15 protein-coding genes and 1 tRNA gene are annotated in these 17750 nt (G+C 41.7%); 4 read left to right on the top strand and 12 right to left on the bottom strand.

Features of this window, described 5'->3' with window-relative positions:
* Positions 1-3: 3 nt before the first annotated feature.
* The 4 genes from alaS to ribA all read right to left on the bottom strand — a co-directional run bounded on the left by alaS (position 4) and on the right by ribA (position 4568).
* The gene (alaS, locus tag MTF64_RS18820) at positions 4-2604 is read right to left on the bottom strand and encodes an alanine--tRNA ligase (RefSeq protein ID WP_248452322.1); all 2601 of its coding nucleotides are present in this window, start codon (positions 2602-2604) and stop codon (positions 4-6) included.
* Positions 2605-2623: 19 nt separating this feature from the next.
* Positions 2624-3076, bottom strand: coding sequence for a regulatory protein RecX (locus MTF64_RS18815; protein WP_004587512.1), 453 nt, complete (start codon positions 3074-3076; stop codon positions 2624-2626).
* Positions 3076-3864: a BPSS1780 family membrane protein gene (locus tag MTF64_RS18810; RefSeq protein ID WP_004587511.1), complete on the bottom strand. Its 789-nt coding sequence runs from the start codon at positions 3862-3864 to the stop codon at positions 3076-3078. Before MTF64_RS18810 ends, MTF64_RS18815 begins: the two co-directional genes overlap by 1 nt.
* An 80-nt stretch (positions 3865-3944) precedes the next feature.
* Positions 3945-4568, bottom strand: a complete 624-nt coding sequence (ribA, locus tag MTF64_RS18805) for a GTP cyclohydrolase II (RefSeq protein WP_024031598.1) — start codon at positions 4566-4568, stop codon at positions 3945-3947.
* Positions 4569-5023: 455 nt separating this feature from the next.
* Here ribA and MTF64_RS18800 point away from each other — a divergent pair, with 455 nt between their 5' ends.
* A complete protein-coding gene (locus MTF64_RS18800; protein WP_248452321.1) occupies positions 5024-6136 on the top strand; it encodes an energy transducer TonB in 1113 nt (370 codons plus the stop codon).
* Between the two features lie 43 nt (positions 6137-6179).
* Here MTF64_RS18800 and MTF64_RS18795 read toward each other — a convergent pair whose 3' ends face one another.
* On the bottom strand, positions 6180-6629 hold the full coding sequence (locus MTF64_RS18795; protein ID WP_024031596.1) for a low molecular weight protein-tyrosine-phosphatase: 450 nt from the start codon (positions 6627-6629) through the stop codon (positions 6180-6182).
* Positions 6630-6663: 34 nt separating this feature from the next.
* Positions 6664-7170 carry a DUF3087 domain-containing protein gene (locus MTF64_RS18790; RefSeq protein ID WP_248452320.1) on the bottom strand — a complete coding sequence of 169 codons (507 nt, stop codon included), beginning with the start codon at positions 7168-7170 and terminating at the stop codon, positions 6664-6666.
* Positions 7171-7315: 145 nt separating this feature from the next.
* Between MTF64_RS18790 and MTF64_RS18785 the strand changes: the two genes are divergently transcribed.
* From MTF64_RS18785 to MTF64_RS18775, 3 genes are read left to right on the top strand one after another with little or no spacing between them, the layout of a single operon-like run.
* Positions 7316-7951, top strand: coding sequence for an energy transducer TonB (locus MTF64_RS18785; protein WP_248452319.1), 636 nt, complete (start codon positions 7316-7318; stop codon positions 7949-7951).
* Positions 7952-7965: 14 nt separating this feature from the next.
* Positions 7966-8538, top strand: a complete 573-nt coding sequence (locus MTF64_RS18780; protein ID WP_248452317.1) for a sigma-70 family RNA polymerase sigma factor — start codon at positions 7966-7968, stop codon at positions 8536-8538.
* Positions 8525-9136, top strand: coding sequence for a hypothetical protein (locus tag MTF64_RS18775; RefSeq protein ID WP_248452316.1), 612 nt, complete (start codon positions 8525-8527; stop codon positions 9134-9136). The genes MTF64_RS18780 and MTF64_RS18775 overlap by 14 nt, the downstream gene beginning before the upstream one ends.
* An 86-nt stretch (positions 9137-9222) precedes the next feature.
* Here MTF64_RS18775 and MTF64_RS18770 read toward each other — a convergent pair whose 3' ends face one another.
* The 6 genes from MTF64_RS18770 to MTF64_RS18745 all read right to left on the bottom strand — a co-directional run bounded on the left by MTF64_RS18770 (position 9223) and on the right by MTF64_RS18745 (position 17745).
* On the bottom strand, positions 9223-10872 hold the full coding sequence (locus tag MTF64_RS18770) for a P-loop NTPase fold protein (protein WP_248452315.1): 1650 nt from the start codon (positions 10870-10872) through the stop codon (positions 9223-9225).
* 218 nt (positions 10873-11090) lie between these two features.
* Positions 11091-12833, bottom strand: a complete 1743-nt coding sequence (locus MTF64_RS18765) for a potassium/proton antiporter (RefSeq protein WP_248452313.1) — start codon at positions 12831-12833, stop codon at positions 11091-11093.
* A gap of 174 nt (positions 12834-13007) precedes the next feature.
* Positions 13008-14384, bottom strand: coding sequence for a Na+/H+ antiporter NhaC family protein (locus MTF64_RS18760; protein WP_248452312.1), 1377 nt, complete (start codon positions 14382-14384; stop codon positions 13008-13010).
* Positions 14385-14571: 187 nt separating this feature from the next.
* Positions 14572-16236 carry a penicillin binding protein PBP4B gene (gene pbp4b / locus MTF64_RS18755; protein ID WP_248452311.1) on the bottom strand — a complete coding sequence of 555 codons (1665 nt, stop codon included), beginning with the start codon at positions 16234-16236 and terminating at the stop codon, positions 14572-14574.
* A 9-nt stretch (positions 16237-16245) separates the two neighbouring features.
* Positions 16246-17421 (bottom strand): DUF1343 domain-containing protein, encoded by a 1176-nt coding sequence (locus MTF64_RS18750; RefSeq protein ID WP_248452310.1) that lies wholly within the window; start codon positions 17419-17421, stop codon positions 16246-16248.
* 247 nt (positions 17422-17668) lie between these two features.
* Positions 17669-17745: transfer RNA gene (locus MTF64_RS18745), tRNA-Arg, on the bottom strand.
* Positions 17746-17750: the final 5 nt, after the last annotated feature.

Below are 17750 nucleotides of genomic sequence, written 5' to 3'. Positions count from 1 at the left end.
AGCTTAAACTTTCTCACTTACCCAGGCAGCCACGCTTTCAAGCGCGGCGTTTAGGTTTTCAGGCTGTGAGCCACCCGCTTGTGCCATATCAGGACGACCGCCCCCTTTGCCGCCTACTTGGCCTGCCATGTGGTTTACAAGCTCACCGGCTTTAACTTTACCGGTTAAATCTTTCGTTACACCGGCAATTAGGCTTACTTTTTCGCCGCTGGCAACACCCAGTGCAATAACACCTGAGCCAATCTTGTTTTTAAGGTCGTCAACCATACCACGAAGCGCTTTAGATTCAGTTCCTTCAACGTTTGCCACTAGTAGCTTAACGCCATTAATTTCAACAATCGAATCAAGTAAAGACGCACCCGCTGCACTGGCTAGCTTATCGTTAAGCTGTGCAATTTGCTTTTCAAGGCCTTTAGACTTTTCAAGAAGCGCAGTTACTTTTTCAAGTACCGATGCGCTATCACCTTTTACCAGCGCCGCTACATCGTTTAGCTGTTTTTCTTGCTCGCTTACATACGCCACTGCATCTGCGCCTGTTACAGCTTCAATACGGCGTACGCCTGCAGCAATACCGCTTTCAGATACAATTTTAAATAAGCCAATATCACCCGCGCGCTCTACGTGCGTACCGCCACACAGTTCAATTGAGTAATCGCCAATGGTTACAACGCGTACTTCATCGTCGTACTTTTCGCCAAACAGCGCCATTGCCCCTTTTGCTTTAGCGTCATCAATCGCCATAAGCTCAGTGTTTAGGGCAAAGTTACGACGAATTTCATCGTTAACTACTCGCTCAATTTCACGTAGTTCGTCTTTAGTAACCGCTTCAAAGTGCGAGAAGTCAAAACGTAAACGTTCAGGCTCAACCAGCGAGCCTTTTTGGCTTACGTGTTCACCTAATAATTGGCGCAGTGCTTCGTGTAAAATATGCGTAGCTGTGTGATTTTTCTTAATACGTTCACGACGGGCATCATCAATAGTTGCATCTACTTTATCGTTAACCGCAATGCGCCCTTGTACGCTACCGTGGTGCGCAAACGCATTACCCAGCTTAGTAGTGTTAGTTACTGTAAACTCGCCACCTGCAACAGTAATGGTACCGGTATCGCCTGTTTGGCCACCAGATTCTGCATAAAATGGCGTATGGTTAAGTACCACAATGCCTTGTTGGCCGTCTTCTAAAATAGAAACCGACTCACCATTTGCAAACACTTCTACTACTGTAGCGCTATGATGTGTGCTGTCGTAGCCTTTAAACTCAGTGTGTTTTTCTGACTTTAATTGCTCGTTGTAATCGGCACCAAATTTACCCGCTTGCTGCGCTGTTTTACGCTGTACAGCCATGCACTCTTCAAAGCCTGCATGGTCTATTGTCATTTGGCGTTCACGGGCTACATCGGCCGTTAAATCAGCGGGGAAACCATAGGTGTCGTATAATTTGAATACTAAGTCACCAGGAATAACATCGCCTTTAAGCTCGCTTAGGCTCTCTTCTAAAATAGCTAAGCCACGCTCAAGGGTTTTACCAAATTGTTCTTCTTCAATGCGCAGTACTTTTTCGATAATTTCTTGCTGCTTTGCAAGCTCTGGGTAGGCTTGGCCCATTTGTTCAATAAGCGCTGCAACCAGTTTATAGAAAAACGCACCTTGTGCACCAAGCTTGTTACCATGGCGCACTGCACGACGAATAATACGACGCAATACATAACCACGGCCTTCGTTTGACGGCATAACACCATCAGAGATTAAAAACGCACACGAACGAATATGATCCGCCACAACGCGTAGCGACTTATCGTTTAAATCTTGTGCGTTAGTTACACTTGCCGCAGCTGCAATTAAGCCTTGGAACAAGTCGATTTCGTAGTTTGAATGCACGCCTTGTAAAATAGCAGCAATACGCTCAAGGCCCATACCTGTATCAACAGATTGTTTAGGCAGCGGCTCCATAGTACCGTCGCTTTGACGGTTGTACTGCATAAATACAAGGTTCCAAATTTCGATAAAGCGGTCGCCATCTTCTTCAGGCGAGCCCGGAGGACCACCCCAAATGTGCTCACCGTGATCGTAAAATATTTCAGAACACGGGCCACACGGGCCAGTATCGCCCATTGACCAAAAGTTATCTGAGGTAGCAATACGAATAATACGATCTTCGCTTAGGCCAATATCATTGTGCCAAAAGCCAAATGCATCTTCATCGTCGTGGTAAATAGTAACAAGTAGTTTTTCTTGTGGTAATTTAACAACCTCAGTTAAAAACTCCCACGCAAACTTAATAGCGTCTTGTTTAAAGTAATCGCCAAAACTAAAGTTACCTAGCATTTCAAAAAATGTATGGTGACGCGCTGTGTAACCTACGTTTTCTAAATCGTTATGTTTACCACCAGCACGCACACAACGCTGTGCACTTGTAGCACGCGTGTAAGGGCGAGTTTCGGCGCCTAAAAACACATCCTTAAAAGGAACCATACCGGCATTGTTAAATAACAACGTGGCATCGTTACCCGGAATAAGTGAAGCCGATTGGACAATTTGGTGCTGTTTGCTGGCAAAAAAGTCTAAAAACTGTTGCCTAAGTTGTGCCGTAGTCATGTGCTGCATGTGAAAATCTCACCTGTATTTACTGTGCTTGCATTGCAAAATCAATTTGTTCGTAGCTAAATCCTCGGTACATTAAGTAGCGCACGCGCTTAGCTTTATCTTTGTACTCGAGGTTGGCCGGTGTAGTTGAATACTTTTTGTTGTACGCTTCCTGCGCAAGCTCAAACCAGTCTATTTCAAGCTCTTCAACCACTCTTTCAAGTAGTGAACGGTCAATCCCTTTGCCTATGGCTTCGCTTTGAATGCGCTTTAAGCCATGGCCTTTAAAAATGTGTTTTCTGACAAACCCTTCGCAATAACGTTGCTCGTTAATAAAATTGTGCTCTTCGCACCAATTAAGCAGGGTTTCTATAAACTCGTCGCTGGCTTCTTTTTGCTGAAGCTTAAAGGTTAACTCACGGCGCGAATACTCTTGGCGCCCAAGTAACCACAGTACATAGTTTTTAAGTTTTTGTTTTAACTTATCATCCATTAAGCGTCAAAGCGCCCGCTTTGTTCACTGCTAAGTGGTTTAACATTGCTATCGTCACTTGGCGGTACAACTGGCATAAAAATAGCCTGATAAGATACAAAGAAACTAATGTAGCAAATTGGCATTAAAATCAACAGCGGTAAGAACGATAAGAACATAGAAAGCGCCATAAATAACACACAAATAATGCCAAAAACACTCAATGCGAACAGGTTATGATAAAAAACCAATAGCGAATTTTTAAGCGCCGTTAAAATGCGTTTTTCTTTACTAAAATAAATAAGCGGTACCGCGTAAGCAAACGCCATTAAATACACCGCCATTGCCACTAAAAATAGCACCACACTGGCGCCCGAAATACTATTTAAGGTTTGCTCAAGCGCAATGTTAGGATCAAGCCCCTCTTGGCTCATAATAGCCACCGCATCGGCAAATAGGCCATTAGCTAATAAGGCCATTAAAATACCCGCCCCCATTTGGTAAAGCGCTAAACGTAGCAGTCCTAAACGGTTACCTTTTGCGCTAAAGGGTTTGAGTATGTCGGCGAGCATAATTTTACCGCCCTGCTGCTTGCTAAGCACCGCCTGATAAAAGCCGGCGGTTAAAAAAGGCGTAGCAAGTGCCGCAACAACTTGCAGCAAAGGTAAAAATAACGACAGTATGCCCACTATGCCTATTAATAAGTGCATAACTACAAAGGTAAATGGCTGGGTTTTAAAAATATGCCAACCGGCTTTAAACCACTTTAGCCCGGCATCGGCTTTAAAAATTCGTAATTCGTTAGACATACTGGCTCTTAAATTAAACAAAACACGCCAAGTATAACTTGGCGTGAGGGGGGATTAACAGACACTACATGATTAAATAGTTAAGGTTTTTTAATTTTTTTAATATCTAACATATGTGCGCCGTGTTTTATTTTGGTTTCTAGGTAAGCTTTGTTACCTGTAAGGCCTGCTTTAATGTGCGCATGGGTACCAATAACGGTGTCTACTTCAATGCCGGCATCTTTTAATGCATTAAGCTTTTTAGGGTTATTGGTCATTAATTTAACGTGGCTTAAATTAAGTGCGTTGAGCATTAATACCGCGTCCGAAAAATCACGTAAGTCGTCAGCAAAACCTAAGTGATTATTAGCCTCGTAAGTGTTCATACCTTGAGATTGCAGCACGTAAGCATCAATTTTATTATATAAACCAATACCTCGGCCCTCTTGGCGTAAATACAATAACACCCCGCCTTGCTCGTGCATCATTTCAATACACTCATTTAACTGCTCGCCACAATCGCAGCGCGATGAATGAAACACATCACCGGTTAAACACTCAGAGTGCATGCGAATAAGCGGCACATTTTGATTTACATCAGCATTGTTAAATACAAACGCAACGTGTTCTTGGCCGTCTTTTAAGCCACTAAAAGACACTATTTCTGCGGGAATATCACTATTTTTGCCAACATTAAGCTGGGCTCTTGCTCTTACTTGCGCCACGACAAATCCAAATAATTAAATAACTACGACACCATAAGGTGATAATATCACAAATGTTTAAAGTTAGATCGTAGTACACTAGGTTTATGGCAAATATATGGCGATTACACAGCCTATTTTCAATCTTAATATGCAATAAACTCCCACTACCTAAGGCTATTTCCCCAAAACAATGACAAACTTGTACGCATTTGCTATTTTAATTTTATTACTTTTACCACGCTGCTTATACATTAAGTTAATACACCGCACCTATAAAAAGCTAAAACGGTGTTACCTTGTTATCTCAGTAGGCACTATTAGCACAGTTTAATAACGAAAATTAGTTACAGCTTAGTGCACATGGGTATTAGGTAATTAGTTAGTTTTATAAGCAAACGCCCACACAAAGAGTAATGAAAACTATTATCACTTGTGGTATTTTGTTTCTAGATTGAACACTAATAGGGATTATTATGAAAGCACAACACCTCGCCTTAGTTATCGGATTAACCTTTTCGCCTTTTGCAAGCCAGGCCAATGCAAGCCAAGTAAGCGATGATAAAGCCGCCTTTTCTGATGCATACCAAAGTTATTTAACGGCTGTTAAAAAAGACGAAAACATAGAGCAAGCGGCTAAACATGCCTATACTACAGGCCTTGCGCTTTATGGTGATAAAAGTGATAACACCGCAAGCCTTGCTATTAATTACGCCAAAGCAATTACAGCGCCGCGCTCTATCAACGACAAAAAAAATGTATCAGAGCAACGCTTCGAACTTTACTCGCAAGCCTATACAATACTGGCAAATAACCACGGTAAAAATGCAATAGAAACAATCGATGCCCTAATAGGCAAAGCGGAAAACACCAGCTCGGCCTATCAAGCCGATAACGATTACGACCGTATAATTGAGATTGCTAAAACACAAAACAACCCTAAATTCGTTGCCGACATGCAGTTTGAAGCAGCCTCGCTGCTTGCCAAAAAATTTGCTCATAAAAAATACCATAAAGCTAAAACGCTGCTTAACCAAGCCGATGACTACTACCGTAATAACTTAGACGACAACACCGTAGAGCGCATTAAAGCCGACTTTTTAATGGCGTCGTTTGCTCAAGGTAAGAAAAAATACAATGAAGCCATTGAACGACTAAACCATGTTGTATCGGTATTTGATAACAACTTAAGCTTTGATCACAGCGCTGAGCTTACTGCGCACTCAAAGCTTGTTAACCTTTACGAAAAAACAGGCCAAAGCGAACAAGCCACTAAGCATTGTTTAGCAATTGCTAAAATGGTGCCGTGGAAAAAAACACAAGAGCAAACACCTATATACCGCAAAAACCCTGAGTACCCACAAAACAAAGCACGCCAAATGCGAGATGGTATTGTCGTTGTTGAATTTGACGTAGATACCGCAGGCTTTGTTAAAAACCCAGAGGTAGTTAGCTCACAAGGGGGGAAAGAGTTTGAAAGGTCCGCACTTACAGCACTTAAAAAGTGGCGTTATGCACCAAAATTTGAAAACGGCCAACCCGTTGTTGCAAGTACGCAAGTACAGCTCGACTTTAAAATAGCCAGATAACACGCAAGGTATTATAGCGTCTTTTTTGTTCAGGTAGCTTTATTCAAAGCTTTGCGAGTATTTTATCGCTTGCGGCTTCAATTAAATCGAGCACATTTTCAAAGCCATCATCGCCGCCGTAGTATGGGTCGGGTATGGCGCTTTGGCTTTGCTCGCCGTATTCTAAAAACAATGCCAGCTTGTAATGTAAGTGGGTGGGGCATTGCGCTTTTAAGTCAGCTAAGTTTTGTGTGTCGGCCGCTAAAATTAAATCAAACTCAGTAAAATCGCTGCTGCGCACTGGGCGCGAAAATATACCTTTAAAGCTATAACCGCGTTTTTCGCCTGCAGCCATTGAGCGGCTATCTGGCGTTTTACCTTCGTGGTAGCCAATAGTCCCTGCCGAGTCTACTTTTACCTCAACGCCTAATTTTTTAGCACGCGCTTTTAACACCGCCTCTGCTGTGGGCGAACGGCAAATATTACCTAAACACACTATCAGTACTTTTTTCATTAAGGCTCCTTTAGCTAATTTAACCACCTAGGCTTTAAAACTGTTTTAATATAGCCTCGTTATAGTCATCGGCATTTAAAGTCAGGTTATACTTGGCCGCCACACTATCAAGCTCGGTTTGTTTTATAGCTAACTCATCCATAGTAATGGTGTTATCGTCAAGCTGCCATAAAAGCCGTGAGCCCGCATAACTATAATGAATCGCTAATAATGCATCGGCATTACCCTCGCGCCCTGCCGCTTTTAGCTTTGGCATTTTGCGGGTTATTTTATTAAGCGCTTGTTTAAGCTCCCACACATAGACCACTTCGGTCATAAAACTATGGGTACGGTATTTATTTAACAGCCAACCAATGGCCAAACTTGTTATAACAACACCGGTTAAATTCCAATGAAAATGGCTCCCGCTTTCATCAGGAAACAACGCAATTAACGTTTGCGATATAGCCAAGCTGCCAACAGCTAAACCCGCCGCACACCCAGCAATTACCCTATTTAAATGTTTGCGGTAACGTGCTTTATCTATTTGTATGAGTTGCATAACAGCCTAAAAAATTAATAAGTAAAAATATAGCGAACGCTATTGTAACTAAACCCCGCAATTTTTATAAAATTATTTAACCCCTTTTTGATTTGCCCCCCGTTATAGCTTTTAAACAACCCAATAAGTTTACTCGGAGCGGCTTATGCACACACTTGAAGTACCCAATAATTCAGCATTTATTAAAACATCAACCGCCGTTATTGGCGGCGCAGTAATGACCTTTGCCGCCTTTGCATTTATGCAATACCTAATTAGTGGCAAGCAGCGCGCACCTATAAAACTTGGCGACGATATTATTGTAGAGATTTTTCAGGCACCAGAGGATTCACAAGTTAGGCATATACAAAAAATACAGCCACCACCGCCTGTGCCAAAAACGCCACCTAACGCGCCACCAGTCGATACCTCAAACGACCCTGTAATAGCGATTAACGAATTAACACCTATCACTATTGATGATTTTGGAGATGATATAAATAGCACTATTAACCGCCCAACAGGCGATGCAACACCCATAGTGCGCATAAATCCAAAATACCCAACATCTGCCGCGCGCAATGGCATAGAAGGCTGGGTGCAACTGAGCTTTAGTATTTCGCCCACCGGCGAAGTAATAAACCCAGTGGTAATAAACGCCGAGCCCAAACGCACCTTTGACCGCGAAGCAATAAGAGCCATAAAACGCTGGAAATATCGCCCCAAAGTAATAGAAGGTGTGGCACAATTACAAACAGATCAAACCGTACAGCTCGATTTTAAATTAGATAACCCTATTTAACGGACTAAACGCCTATGCTACTCAGTATTAAGTCATGGTTATTTGAAACGCCAAGCAAGGATTGCATGGCAAGTTACGCAAAAAGTGGCGACAACCGCTACTTAGAACAGCTTATTGCCTTATACAGTAACGATTTATATCACTACCTAGTGACGCAATCTAATACGCATTTAGCATACGACGTAAGCCAACAAACCTGGCTAAAAGTAATCGAAAAACGCCACCTTTACCAAGCGCAAACCACGCCAAAAGCGTGGTTATTTAAACTCGCGCGCAACACATTAGTAGACGAATACCGCAAACAACAGCGCTTTGTAGAGCTTGACAAAAACACCCACCTACCCGCGCAGCAAAATGAGCAAGGTAATAACAATAGTATTAGCAATATAAATTACCAAGCGTTCGATAGCGCACTCAAGCAACTGAGCTTTGTTCAACGCGAAGCCATTACCTTACAACAAGAAGGCTTTAGCCTTGCCGACATAGCGCTTATAACGCAAAGCAACCATGAGAGCGTAAAAACAAGGCTGCGCTATGCCAAGAAAAACCTTAAACGTTTATTAGGAGCAAACAATGAACAAGCCTGATGAGCAGTTTGATCAAAAGCTCACTCAACACTACAAAGAGCGAAAAGCACGCACTACACTCAGCGCTTCCCAACAAAAAGCGTTACTTAATAATGCCAGCCATAAAAAGCCCTCAAGGCTTAGTTTTACGCTACAGTTAACCAGCCTTGCCTGCGCACTGGGCGTATTCGCCTTTATTGTGTTTGATAGTAACGAGGGCATTAACCACGCACCTAAAACCGTACTTAACACTATCGATATTCACAACTACTCAATTATTAAAACCCACGAAATAAACCCATCGGGCAGTTACACAAGCGCCATTACCGAGCAAAAACACGCACTCGATACTCAGCACGCTAATAGCTTGCGCTTACACCAACAACGCCACATAGAATACGGCACGCTCGTAAAGGTTGATAACGACTGGTTCATAGCCAGCTGTAATGACGAGGTACTAGTGCAAATTAAGCAGTCACTGCTCAGTGATTTAAAGGGTAAACACGCGGTTGAAAGTAATATAAATACGGGCGATATGTTGGCTATGGCACATAATGGCAAAGGGCAGATTATAGCGCTTAAACATGCGGGTGCTGGAGTTAGGCAGTGTGGGGCTTAGGTGGTTTAGCTCAGTTAAGGTTGGTGGTAATTTAGATATTTATTACCACCGAGAACACAGAGGCGCTTCGCGCTGCACAGAGGTAGTTAACTATCGCCCATATAATCTAATGGTGAGGAAAGCTCTATAAAATCACGATATTGCTCTTTAGTAATTTTGTTATATGCATCTTTTACATAAATATATCTAATCAAAGACTTAGCCACTTCATATTGAGTAGAATCATTGCATTCCCGTAATTCTTTTTCAGCTTGCTCTAATTCAGTTAACTTCCTCCCCTGTGTGTTTCCAAATCCTGCAAAAACAAGTGATGTTTCAACTACAAAAATTTGGCAGAAAAAATACTCTATGTAATGCTTTAATTTAATTACTTTCTTCGTATCTTTGTAGCGGTTAATTATACAGTTCGGCTCCTTACTATATAATTTTGAATCAATAAAAAATATAACATCCCTTTCTAAATCTACGGGTAGTATTTCTTCTGATAAATAATCAGATAACTTTATATTTTGTGTATCGCTTTTCTGAGTTAGTTTTGTTCTCTTAAACCTTCCACTTATTATTTCTTCATATAAAGAATAATCTTTTTCATAGATACAAAACAAAACCGTGAGCACAAGTACATCAATTTTTTTACCACTTGGTAAATTCACAATAATAGCTGTAATACGCTCAGTAATTTGAATAGCTGTTCTTGCTGATACCTCAAAGGCATCTAATACAACTGAAATATTAGCTAAAGCAGTTTCGGGGTTTTCTGTGCGGGGGAGTAGCTCGATACTTTTGCTTTTTAAGTACGTAGTTTCAAATTTAGTTGTATCGCTGTGTACTAATAAAAAGTCTTTTAAAACAGGACGCTTTAAACTGTAACGACTATTAAAAAAACGGCCTAAATAAACCTTTGCATCAAACCCTTCACCATAAATTGATTTAATTGTATGTTGAAGCTGATCGGTATCCGTAGCCACGACAAATACGATACCTTTCACATCAAAAATATGTTTAATCGTCTCTAGCATTTCTACTGCATAACTTGGGCGACAACGGTCTAATTCATCAATAAAAATAAATATAGGTAACGACTTATCTTTTTGCTTTTCAAACTTACAGACCCAATCATCTAACTTAGATTTTATTACTTCAATACTTTTGTTTTTAGCTTCATGATCTTTAATTAAGTTTTGCGCAAGCGCCTTTACAGCAGGCGAAAAGTCGCTGCCAGTTAACTTGTTAGAATTTTGCTTTTGATCATCTTCAATTTCTTCATCAGAGAATAGTAATGTGTGTAACTCATCTAAATCTATGCCTGATATTTTTTTAGTTAGGCCTTGTGCAATAGCAGGTGCAACGGCCTTAAACATAGAAACTGCACTCTTAGGAATAGTTATATTAAACTTAGCCTGACGTTGAAGCTGCTTGATGATACCTGCAATTACAGTTAAAAATGGGTCGTCTGAATAGTCTTGCTGCCATGCATCAATATATACAACAGGAAAATCTACTATTAATTCTCGTGACCAACGCTTAAGAAAATAGGTTTTACCTGCCCCCCATTCAGCATTGAGATTTAATACATAGTTTTTCTTTTGCTCATCATCAGGCCTACTCTTGTCAAACCCCTCTTGAGCCAATAATCTTGATAAAAATGTGGCGTAGCGAGCTCTATCTAATTTATCTGCAGGAAAATATTCCTCTAATGGTGGCTTAGTTGCTTCACTCCAATTAAATTCTTTCATTTAATTCCCTTTAAATAGTCTTTTTTACATAGTGCAATATAAAACGCTCTATCGCTGAGTTCTCCGAGCTAACGCCCGACGCGCCAGCAAGCTGTACGCCTACAACAAACACTACATATAATTAGCTTTGGGTGTGCTCATTACATTGGTGATACGTTGGGTTTCGTGTCACTCAACCCAACCTACGTCGCTAATATCTTGTAAATTATCGGTAATGGTTACTGCTTTAAAAGTCGTTGCTCTGGATTGTGTAAGTACTTTAAGCCGATGGTCACTATACGTGTATGTACCATTGTTATAACGCGTAGTTGAACATTACCAATAACCACAATTGAGCCTTTACTGATTTCTGCTGAGAGCTTTTGGTTGATCACCTCTTCCAAACTTATACCCTCTGGCGCGTCTATTTTCATGTGATATGAGTAAAATATATCGCCTACTAACGTAACCCCTTTCACTTTAAGTTCGTTGCGCGCTAAGTGGCTGTCTTGGTGGTTTGTTTTATCGGTTGCTGTAAAAACTAAATCAACAAAAGGTCTGTTAGCGGGTTTTAAAACAACAAATAAATGATCGTTTGGTTTTAATTTAGTTGAGCCGCGTGGCGGTATGATTGAAGGCCCTCGTGTGATCATGGCTACAACTACACTTTCTGGCAGAGCAGCATGTGACAAACTGCGCCCAGAAACCCGAGAAACCTCACTTAACGTGTACTCTACAATTTCTATATCAATATCATTTAGGGCGGTAATTTCGAGCGTTGCAGCTGCTAAATCGGGTGGCGGCTCTATTAAACTTAACTTTTTAGCCATCCAAGGCATAGTTGAGCCTTGCAACGTGGCCGAGATTAACACCACGAAAAAAACCACATTAAAAATAAGCTCCGCCCCTGAAAGGCCAAACAACAGTGGGAATATAGCTAAAATAATCGGCACTGAGCCTCTTAGCCCCACCCAAGATACAAATAATGTTTCGCGATTATTAAAGCCAAATAATTTTAAAATTGGCGCTACCGCTAGTGGGCGAGCAACAAAAATAAGTGCCAGTGCAATTAACAACCCTTCTAGCCATACATCAACCAACGACGAGGGATTAATTAAAAGCCCTAACACAACAAACATGGTTATTTGCCCAAGCCACGCTAAACCATCGTGAAAAAGAAAAATGCCGCGTTTATATACAAATTTACTGTTACCTAAAATAACGCCGGTTATAAATACAGCTAAAAAGCCACTGCCGCCAAGCGTTGCAGAAAGGCCAAAAGAAAGCAGCCCAAATGCGGTTACCATTACTAAATACAAACCTGATGCATTTAATTTTATTCGATTAATAAACCACACCGACACCTTACCAATTAAAAACCCACAAACGGCGCCTACGCCCATTTGCTGGGCAAATAACTGCAGTAAACCCAGCCCTATTGGCATGTCGTTCACTAGCATTTCGAGCAAACCAACCGTTAAAAAAATAGCCATTGGGTCGTTCGAGGCACTTTCTATTTCAAGGGTTGATTTAAGCTTTTTATTTAGGTGAATACCGGCGCTTCGTAAAAGTGCAAATACGGCCGCGGCATCTGTAGAGCCCACAATAGCGCCCAGTAAAACGCCTTGTAATACGGGTAAGTCTAAAATATAAGTGGCGACAAGGCCGGTAATTACAGCCGTTAAAAGCACCCCGACCGTTGCTAAAGCCGAAGCAGGTTTCCACACTTGTTTAATTGAACTGGTTGGCGTTTGTAGCCCACCATCAAATAGAATAATAGCCAGTGCTAGTGTGCCCAGAGCATGCGCAGCCTCTGCGTTATCGAATGATATGCCGGCAATACCGTCTTCACCTGCAAGCATGCCCACCAGTAAAAATAGCACCAGCACGGGTAAGCCAACGCGCGCAGATAGCTTACTCGAGATAACCCCTAGTAAAATTAAAATGGCACTAACAAGAATGATATTATCTATTACAAACATAGTGTGGGTTTACAGCCTTGTATAAGTTAAAAAGTAAGAATTTATAGCTATTAAAAAGCTTAAAGCTCATGCCATACAATAACCTAAAAAATATAAATACGGGTACTTAACTGCATATTTAAAACAAAAAAGCCTGCGATTAAGCAGGCCTTTTTGTATTTAAACGAGCAAATTTTATAACACAATTATGCTTGTTACTAAATACGCTATAAACGTCAGTGCGCCGCCAAATAACGCATATGGTAGCTGCGTTTTAACGTGGGTGAGTAAGTCACACCCCGAGGCGAGTGCCGATACGGCGCTGGTGTCGGATATAGGCGAGCAGTGATCGCCAAATATACCGCCGCCTAAAATAGCGCCTACCACCAGTGAAGGTGGCAAACCGAGCGCTTGAATAAGCGGCACACCAATAGGAATAAGTATGGCAAATGTGCCCCACGATGTACCCGTAGTAAACGACATAACCGCGCCGGTTAAAAACAGCACTGGTACAATTAAGTAAATAGGTAGGTAATCGCCCACTAGCGATGCGACAAATACGCCCGTGCCTAGCTCTTTTAAGCTTGCGCCCAGTGTAAGTGAAAGCAATACAATGCTCACCAGCGGTAATAACTCGCCCATGCCTTTAAAGCCGGTGTCGACTAATTGATGGTGAGTAAATTGGCGCGAGCTAATCATTAAAACATATGCAACCACAATGGCTAATACCGTTGCGTATAAAACCGATTTAGAGCCGCTGCCTTCTGCAAGTACGCCGTTGCCGGTGTAAAACATAAAGCCTACCATGCTCACAATTAGGGTAAGTAATGGCACGAGCATGTAACGCGCTTTAGAGCCTTTTACTTCTTCTTTTAGGTCAGTTTTTTGCAGCTCTAGCTTTTGATCGGCTTCTTTCATTGGGCCGTGTACTTTATCAAACGCGATAGTGTAAAACACAATGACTAGCGTGATAATCGCGTAAAAGTTATACCCTACGCTGCCCCATAAAATAGAAACTGCCGATTCGCTTAGCTCGTAATTGCCAAGTAAACCCAGTACAAATGCGCCCCAACCGTTAAGTAATATTAAAATACACACCGGTGCACTGGTACTATCAATAATATAAGCAAGACGGGCTCGGCTCATTTTAAACTTGTCGAACAAGCCACGCGATACAATACCTGAGGTTAATACGCTGAGGTTTGACTCTATAAATACCGCGATGCCGGTAAACATGGTTAAAAATCCAACTTGGCGCTTACTTTTTGCAATGCCTTTATTCATTAGCATATTAACGGTGGCTGCTACGCCGCCTGATTCGCGTATGTAGGCAAGCAAGGCACCAATCATAATACTAAATATTAAAATGCGAGTGTTACCCGGCGAGCTGGCTACCGATATTATGCGCTCAATGGTATTTAAAAATGTAGCAAATAAGGTATTACCCTCGCCTTGTATAGCGAGTAAAAATTCTGATGAAGCCACGGCCACCAAAAGTGCCATTATTACTTCTTTTCGCCAAAATACGATAGCGATAGCAATGAGCGGCGGTAATATAGAATACCAAGACATAAATTAACCTTTATTAATAGCGAAGTGCGTTCGCTTTATTCACGTTGAAACGCTTATTTTACAGGCCGTTTTAAAAATGTGGCCTGAATTTGTAAACCGCTTAGCTTAATGGATTGGCTTAGTTAAGTCACCTGCAAATAAATCACTTAAGGCACTGCACTTAGGCCGTTTTAGCCTAAACGATAATTTATTGATTTAGTAGTGCTTCGTAAATAAGCGATACCACCGAGCCATATTGCGCGGTCTCATATTGCTTGCCCAAAAATTGGTAGTGTTTTTGCCCGCCTTTTATTTTTGTGTGCCGCGCATTGGTCAATAAAATAATGGCTAAGTCGTAGGTTGGATCAATAACCGTTACTGTGCCCGTCCAGCCGGTGTGACCATACGCTTGTGCACTTGCATAAGGGCCAAAATGCCAACGCCTAGCTTGGCTGTTACCTGCAAGCCTAAAGCCTAGGCCATAGGTTTCGTTGTTTAGTTGTGGCGTTACAAACTGCGTTAAGGTTGATGCGCTAAATAATTGGGTATTGCCAAAGCCACCTTGGTTTAATAGTACTTGGCAAAGCACAGCTAAATCGGGTGCGTTACTAAATAAACCGGCATGCCCTGCTACGCCATTAAACGAATAAAATGCTCGCTCGTCGTGCACTTCGCCTTGCAAAACATTGGTACGAATATTTTCAAAGGTAATACGGCCATCACGAGTGTTGCCGCTAAGCTCGGTTGCTGCAAATTCAGCGCGTTTAAAGCCCTTTTTAAGTGGGTTAAATACCGTATTGGTCAGTTTAAGTGGGGCGTAAATGTGTTGCTCTAAGTAGTCATCAAGTGGTTGCCCGGTTATACGCTCAACTAGTACGCCTAAAATCATGTAATCAATATCGGAGTAAACGGCTTGTGCGGGGTATTTATTGCTCAGCGGTACTTGCGTAAGTAACAACTGCTTTGTGGTTTGGCTATTTTGCGAAAAATACGCATCGCCATTTTTAGCACCTTTACGATGAAAATCAAACACAGGTGGGTAACCCGCTGTATGCGTGAGTAAATCTTTAACTGTGCGCAGCTCGCGGCCATCACCTTTGTATTCGGGTAAGTAACTTTGTACGGAGTTGTTTATATTTAAAAGCCCTTCACTTACAAGTTTCATAAGGGCAAAATTAGTGGCAAATATTTTGGTGTTAGAGGCTAAATCAAACAGAGTGTGTGTTTGCATTGGCTCTGGGCGTAGTAGCATTAAATCACTTTGCTGGTACTGTTTGGCATCGCCATAGGCACTAAGCTTTATGAGTTCGCCACTTTTAATAACGGCCAATACCGCACCAGGAAAACCAGCTTGTATGTCTTTTTCAATAAGGGCATCGACCTGGCTAAAGTCTATATTACTTTGCGCAGCGGTATTTAAGGTTGGAAACTCAAAGCGCAAGGTAAGGCTTGCGCCTTTAGGTTTAATATTTTCAACCTTAAACGTATTTACCCCGTTGTGGGTGCGCCTTGCTAGCGAATACTCATATAAAGTATTGGCGGCTAATTGGTTGGTAATATTAAGCTTTTGGTTATTTATAAAAATATCGGCGCTAATAGCGTTATTATTTTGAATTAATAACTGCCCTCGCCCTTTATACGCTTTAAATGTGCCACGGTTATTTACGTACTCACGGCTGCTTGGGTTAGCCTCAGGAAAAGTAACAATAACTTGGGCGTTTGGAAGCGTTACTAATTTGCTTTGCTTAAGTTCACTTGCTGTAAACTCATTTGGCTTATTTGCCGTACTGCACGCTACAAGAGTAACACTAACAAGCGCCAGTAAAGCCGTTTTAAAACAGATGCTTAATTTTTTGTTTATTACTAAAGCCATTTGCACCCCTTACTTGTACAGCAAATACGGCGCTCGTTGCTTTTTAAATGCTGCAAGCCCTTGCTGCCAACTTTGTTTTATTTGCCGCTCTGATTGCCCTGCTTCAATAGCTAACCGTAGTTTGTTGGTACCAGCCAATTTATCCATAAAATCAGCGCGTTCAAAAAAGGTAATATTGTTTTTAGATAATTTATTATAAGCCGTAATTAAATAACTTAAATCAAGCCCGCGCGTGTTTGCTGTGCGTAAATCGAGCCCTTTTACAGGGGTATTTTTAAATTTAGGGTTTGCTGCCGCCCCTTTAATAGAGCGCGGTGTAAAACTAAAATCCCCAAGCGCAACGGGCGAGTAGCCAATTACTTGAAACGCAAAGTCGGTGCCTCTGCCAATACTTACAGGGGTTGCTTCAAAAAAGCACAGCGACGGATACAGCGCAATTGATTGATCGTTAGGTAAATTAGGGCTGGGTTTTACAGGTAAACTGTAGGATGTTGAGCGCGTGTAATGATCAACTGGGATCACAGTAAGCTTTAAATCAGCCGCTTTATTGATCCAGCTTTCGCCTTTGATCATTTTTGCAAGCTCGCCTACCGTCATGCCGTGCAGCACGGGTATTGGGTGCATACCTACAAACGATTTAAATTGGCGCTCAAGTATTGGCCCATCAACGAAGGTAATATTGGGGTTTGGCCTATCAAGCACAATAAACTCAATACCTTGCTCGGCTGCGGCTTCCATCATGTAATGCATAGAGCTTATGTAGGTATAAAAGCGCACGCCCACATCTTGAATATCAAAAATAATAACATCTACTTCGCTCAAAGCCTCAGCGCTTGGTTTTTTGTTTTTGCCATAAATAGAAATAAGCGGGATACCGGTTTTACTATCAACCGCATTTTTAACATGAGCTCCTGCGTCGTGATCGCCTCTAAAACCATGCTCAGGTGCAAAAATTTTGGTTATGGTTATATTTTTAGTGAGTAAAGCATCAACTAAATGAGTATTTTCAACAAGCGATGTTTGATTTACCACAAGGCCAACACGTTTATTTTGTAGCTGTGGCAAATAATGTTTGTATTTAGCAGCGCCAACAATTGGCGTTGTTTGAGCTGTGTGAGCGTGCGCGCCCACATTAAAAATAGTGATAAATAGTAAAACAAAGGTGATGAATACAGCTTTAAACATACAGCAAGCTCCTTTTAAACAAGGTGTTTAAAATACCACAGCTTAAGTTAAAGAGCAGTGAATGGTTTTGAGCTGTACATAAGTAACTAGAAGCTGCGCTTCTAACGTGAGCAAGCTCTACGTCTACGCTGAAATTTTTAGCTGGGGTGTTTGTTTGACTTAACTGATAGCTGATAGCTGATAGCTGAAAGCTTTCTCAAAATTCAGATACAAAAAAACCGACTTAATGTCGGCTTATGTATGAAAGTGGTGGGCGCAGGAGGATTCGAACCTCCGACCGCCTGGTTCGTAGCCAGGTACTCTATCCAGCTGAGCTATGCGCCCACTTT

This window comes from Pseudoalteromonas sp. 2CM41L, assembly GCF_023161905.1.
In the GTDB taxonomy this organism is placed as follows: domain Bacteria; phylum Pseudomonadota; class Gammaproteobacteria; order Enterobacterales; family Alteromonadaceae; genus Pseudoalteromonas; species Pseudoalteromonas atlantica.
Note: the sequence above shows the minus strand (reverse complement) of the source record. Positions and strands in the feature narration are given on the sequence as shown.